Below are 4,901 nucleotides of genomic sequence, written 5' to 3'. Positions count from 1 at the left end.
AGTGATGTCGTCGATGAAGGCGGTAGCGCCGTCGATCGCTTCTTCCTTCTCCGGGTGGAGAAACACCGCTACGCTCCTAGTCACGGCATCCACCCTAGGGCATTGCTGGAGTGCGCGCTTCAGAGCACAATCTTCGCGTACTCCGGGTTCCACACCGCATCGACGACGGCCTGCACCGGATCGTCGATCTGCACCCGAGCGAGCCCCTCCTCCTGGGCACATCGCACCACGGCGAGCGCGACGGTGGAGGACACCAACCTCAGCTGATCCATGGCAGGCAGCAGCGACGCCCCTGGCCGTTTGTCGTCGTAGGTGAGCGATGCGACGGCACGAGCCGCAGCGATGATCATCTTGTCGCTGACACGGCTGGCTCTGCTGACAGCAACGCCGAGCCCCAAGCCGGGGAACACGAGCGCGTTGTTGGCCTGCGCAATCTCGTAGCGCAGCTCACCGCGTTGCACCGGGCCGAAGGGGGACCCGGTGGCGATGAGCGCCATCCCCTCAGTCCAGTCCAGGAGATCCTCGGGCACAGCTTCCGCGAGGGAGGTGGGGTTCGACAGCGCGAGGATGATGGGTTCGGGAGCGTGCTGCTGCATCGCTTCTACGATTTCCCGCGTGAAGGAACCCGCCTGTGCGGAGGTGCCGATGAGAATCGTCGGCTGGGATTGCTGCACCGTCGAGAGCAGATCGATGCGGCCTCGCTCATCGCTCCATCCGGCCACTTCGTCCTTGCTGCGTGCATAGGGAGCTTGGAAATCCCGCACGGGCATGCCCTCGACGATGAGCCCGCGGCTGCCCAGACACCAGAAGCGCTGATTCGCCTCCTCGTGGCTCAGCCCCTCCTCCACCATGGCGTCGCGAATGGCGTTGGCGATACCGATGCCCGCGGACCCTGCACCATGCACGACGATGCGCTGGTCGCATAAGCGGCCTTTCGCACGATGCACTGCGGACAGCACTGCGGCGAGCACGATGGATGCGGTGCCCTGGATATCGTCGTTGAACGCACACATCTCATCGCGATACTTATCCAGGAGCCGGTGTGCATTGCCGGCCGCGAAGTCCTCGAAGTGCAGCATGGCATTGGGGTACAGCCGCTGCACCGTCTTCACGAATTGGTCGACGAACTCGTCGTAGCGTTCACCGCGCACGCGCGCATGCCGCTCACCGACATACTGATCGCTGTTCAGCAGCTTGAGGTTGTCGGTGCCGACGTCGAGCACGACGGGGATGCATCGTCGTGGGTGGATACCCGCTGCGGCGGTGTAGACGGCGAGTTTGCCCGTCGCGATGGCAATGCCGCCCACGCCCTGATCGCCGATACCCAGGATGCCTTCGGAGTCTGTGACCACGACGAGGTCGACTTGGTCCCCACCAAGCCCGTAGTTCTGTAACGCTGTTTCGATGAGTTCGGGATGGTCGATGGAGAGGTAGACGCCGCGAGGGCGCTGGTACCACTGGCTGTACTCCTGGATGACCTCCCCAATCGTAGGTGTGTACACGATCGGCAGCATCTCCTCGATGTGCTCGGCGAGCAGCCGGTAATAGAGCACCTCGTTGCGGTCACGCATGTGCGTCAGGTAGAGGCTCTTCGCGAGGTTGTCTGGCTGACGGAGATACTGGCGATACACCCGTCTCACTTGGTCTTCAATCGGGCGCTGCCCGGGTGGCAGCAACCCGATGAGGCCGAGCGCGGCGCGCTCCTCATGCGTGAACGCAACACCGCGGTTCAGCATGGGGCGGTTCAGCAGCTGGTAGCCGCGCACCGTGATTGGGATCTGTTCACCATTATCCAGTTCGAGGAACGGGGGTTCGATGTCAGTCATATGAGAAAGTCTATTCTCGCCAGCTCAGCCCTTGCGGTGCATAGCGAGAAATACCTCGACGTTGCCATGTGTGCCCGACAAGGCGCTCGTACCGCGCCACCACGGTTCCCAACACAGCTGAGCTGCGGCATCGATCACGCGCTCGACGGCGTGCTCCCGCTCCCGCTCATCCGCGACGATTCCCCCCGCTCCGAGCCTCTCCCGCCCCACTTCGAACTGTGGCTTGACCAGCAGTAATGCAGTGCCTCGGCACACCGTGAACAGTGGTTCGAGCAGCAGTGTGAGCGAAATGAAACTGACGTCCCCCACCACGAGATCTACCGGCTCATCGTCGAGGTGCGCCAGCTGCAAATCGCGCAGGTTGAGGCCCTCATGCACCACGACGCGGGAGTCCTCACGCAGTTGCGGCACGAGCTGCCCATGCCCCACATCGACGGCATACACCCGGTGAGCGCCCCGCTCGAGGCACACCTGGGTGAAGCCTCCCGTCGACGCCCCCGCGTCGAGCACACGCGGCGGCATGACGATGCCGGCTTGGTCGAGCGCCCCGATGAGCTTGTATGCTGCACGCGACACCCAGCGCTCGGCGTCTGCCTCGATAATGTCTGCGTCGCTGATGTTGAGCGACGCCTTGGTGGCGGTTTTACCGTTGACGCGCACGCGACGTTCAGCGATGAGCCGGGCCGCACGGTTTCTCGACGAGGTCAGCGAGCGCTCCACGAGCGCGGTGTCGAGCCTCACCCGACGCCAGGGATCCGCAGCTGCGAGACGTCGGCGTTATGCAACACGCCAGACAGCAGTTCTTGCGCCTGACCGAGCTGCACGAGCTGCGCGTCGACGGGGAGCTCCTCGACGCCGTCAAGTGATGCCATGGCTTCCTCCACCAAACGTGAACGTTGCACATCGTGAGGCGCGGCGTCAGCGGGGGTGGGCATCAGCGCACGTCCTGGAGGCTAGTGGTCGCGTCAACAACGTCGATACCGTGCTCCCATGCCAGCTGCAGCAGCACCCACAGCGCGTCGAGCTGCGCCTCGACACCCGACGGGGCGCTCAGCAGCACGGCGTGCCCGTCCTCGACGGCGACCCGCTGCGCATTGCAGACCCACTCGAGGTCACGGTGCTCCACATTTCGCGGCTCCTCCAGCAGCGCGGAGACGTCGTATCCGATATGCGTTGGACGCTCCCCCGCTTGCGCTGTCAACAAGTCGTGCTTCCCGTGCGCGCCAGTGAACACAAACAGCGACGCCATACCCACATTGTTGGCGCCGAGGATATCAGTGTCGATCCGATCGCCGACGAAGATCGGACGTTCAGCGCCCAGGCGCTCGACAGTCTCGATGAGCAGCGGCGGGTACGGCTTGCCAGCGACACTGGGCTGCACATCGACACAGGCCTGAATGGCCTGTACCTGCGCACCGCAGCCGGGCACGATTCCCTCGTGCGTCGGTCGTGTCATGTCGGGGTTGGTGACGAACCATCGCGCTCCATCCTGGATGGCGAACGCGCCCATTTCCAGGCGTCGCCAGTCGAGGTCCGGGTCGTAGCCTTGCACGACGGCGTCGGGGCAATCGTTACGTTCGGTCACGACGGTGTATCCAGCGTGGCGGAGTTGGTCTGCGAGAGCCGAGGAGCCAACCGGAAGCACCTTCGCGCCGGCCTGGAGCTCTTCACCCAGCATGCGCAGGGTGGCCATGGTGGAGTTCACCACGTCGGCGGCATCCGCTTCGATACCGAGAGCTTGCAGATGCGCGGCGACGACCTGAGGCGTGCGAGCGGCATTGTTGGTGACGAAGCCCACCTTGGTGCCGCCTTGCCGCAGAGCGTGGAGCACCTCGGGCACACCGTCGATGGCGTTCGGGCCAAGGTAGATGACCCCATCGAGGTCAAACAGCGCAGCGTCGTAAGTTGCAATCAAGCTCATTCCGCGTCCTCCTGTTCAGCTTCATCGTCATCGCTCATTTGGTTCGGCAAGGTGACGCCATCGAGCTCAGCGATGCGATCCGAAGTATCAAGCAGCGCCGGCCTGTCGAGTTCACCCGACGTCACGAAGGACGCGCGAGCACCCGCCTCGTCGCCGTCGGCAAGAAGCAGGTCAGCCAGTGCGTAGTGGAGCCTGGCCCTGGCAAACGCTGGACCCACATTCTGACCCGCCACCTTGCGTAACAGTCGGAGCGCTTCGTCGCGTTGCCCAAGGTCAGTACGCACACCCGATTCAACAATCACGGCTTCGATCACCACGGCTGGGTCCGTCTTTCGGGTATCGAGTTCCGTCAAAAGCTCAAGAGCATCACGAGGACGGCCGAGCGCACGCTCGCAGTCTGCCATCACAGGGATGAGTTCGTCGCCGCCAGACATACGTCGAATGGCTCGATACTCCCGGAGTGCGATGGCGTACTCTTCGGCCGCATAGGCAGTCTCCGCCGCTGCCTCACGCACGACGGGCAACCGCGGCGCCAGCTGACGCGCGGTCTCGGCGTGCTGGAACGCAAGCGTTGGATCCTCATCGACGAGCACCCCCGCCGCCCAAATGTGTGCTGCCACACGATCAGCACGTTCCTTCGACAGACCGCGCAGCTCGGCACGGACGCCAAAAGGAAGCGCCTTGTCATCGAATCCTTCCGGGATGGGAGGCCCGGTGATCACCTTCTCTTCGCGCTGAGCATCGTCGCGCCGCGGGCTACGGGGCTCACGCCCCTCCGGACTGCCCGAACCACGACGAGGTCCCCGACGAGGACCCCGCGCCGACGAGCGCTTGGCATCGTCGCGAGACGATCTACGTTGCCCACCAGTGCGATGCTCAGCGCGCTGGGACGAACGGCCGGTGCCCGCTTTCCCTCGAGGTTGCCCCTCGCGGCGGGGACGCCCATCATGGTCGTGGCTCTGTGAACGCTGGTCATCGCTGTCTGCAAGCATGCTTCAATCTTCCCATCTGATGGTTCGAGGCGCGAACCGCGCATCAATCAGTTCCTTGGGGGAGGAAAAATTCCCTGAAAAGCACAAAACCCCCGAACAATGTCGGGGGTTTTGTGTAAAGAAGTCCGGCGGCGACCTAGTCTCCCACACCGTCCCCGGTGC

At 63.9% G+C, this 4,901-nt stretch carries 5 protein-coding genes; all 5 read right to left on the bottom strand.

What is annotated here, in order from left to right:
- Positions 1 to 119 precede the first annotated feature (119 nt).
- The 5 genes from Q0X68_RS12925 to Q0X68_RS12905 all read right to left on the bottom strand — a co-directional run bounded on the left by Q0X68_RS12925 (position 120) and on the right by Q0X68_RS12905 (position 4,739).
- Complete coding sequence (locus tag Q0X68_RS12925; RefSeq protein WP_297752596.1) at positions 120 to 1,826, bottom strand: NAD-dependent malic enzyme; 1,707 nt, start codon at positions 1,824 to 1,826, stop codon at positions 120 to 122.
- 24 nt (positions 1,827 to 1,850) lie between these two features.
- A complete protein-coding gene (locus tag Q0X68_RS12920) occupies positions 1,851 to 2,567 on the bottom strand; it encodes a TlyA family RNA methyltransferase (protein WP_297752592.1) in 717 nt (238 codons plus the stop codon).
- Positions 2,564 to 2,698, bottom strand: coding sequence for a hypothetical protein (locus Q0X68_RS12915; RefSeq protein WP_297752588.1), 135 nt, complete (start codon positions 2,696 to 2,698; stop codon positions 2,564 to 2,566). Before Q0X68_RS12915 ends, Q0X68_RS12920 begins: the two co-directional genes overlap by 4 nt.
- Before the next feature lie 62 nt (positions 2,699 to 2,760).
- The gene (locus tag Q0X68_RS12910) at positions 2,761 to 3,747 is read right to left on the bottom strand and encodes an HAD-IIA family hydrolase (RefSeq protein WP_297752585.1); all 987 of its coding nucleotides are present in this window, start codon (positions 3,745 to 3,747) and stop codon (positions 2,761 to 2,763) included.
- A complete protein-coding gene (locus Q0X68_RS12905; protein WP_297752582.1) occupies positions 3,744 to 4,739 on the bottom strand; it encodes a hypothetical protein in 996 nt (331 codons plus the stop codon). Before Q0X68_RS12905 ends, Q0X68_RS12910 begins: the two co-directional genes overlap by 4 nt.
- Positions 4,740 to 4,901 lie beyond the last annotated feature (162 nt).

It is taken from the genome of uncultured Tessaracoccus sp. (genome assembly GCF_947286155.1).
GTDB lineage: Bacteria > Actinomycetota > Actinomycetes > Propionibacteriales > Propionibacteriaceae > Arachnia.
This window is presented reverse-complemented; position numbering and strand designations above follow the sequence as displayed.

Bases quoted from the DNA above. Each gene is read 5' to 3' on its own strand.
- Q0X68_RS12915 (WP_297752588.1), bottom strand. From the start codon at position 2,698: ATGGCATCACTTGACGGCGTCGAGGAGCTCCCCGTCGACGCGCAGCTC.
- Q0X68_RS12910 (WP_297752585.1), bottom strand. From the start codon at position 3,747: ATGAGCTTGATTGCAACTTACGACGCTGCGCTGTTTGACCTCGATGGG.
- Q0X68_RS12905 (WP_297752582.1), bottom strand. From the start codon at position 4,739: ATGCTTGCAGACAGCGATGACCAGCGTTCACAGAGCCACGACCATGAT.
- Q0X68_RS12925 (WP_297752596.1), bottom strand. From the start codon at position 1,826: ATGACTGACATCGAACCCCCGTTCCTCGAACTGGATAATGGTGAACAG.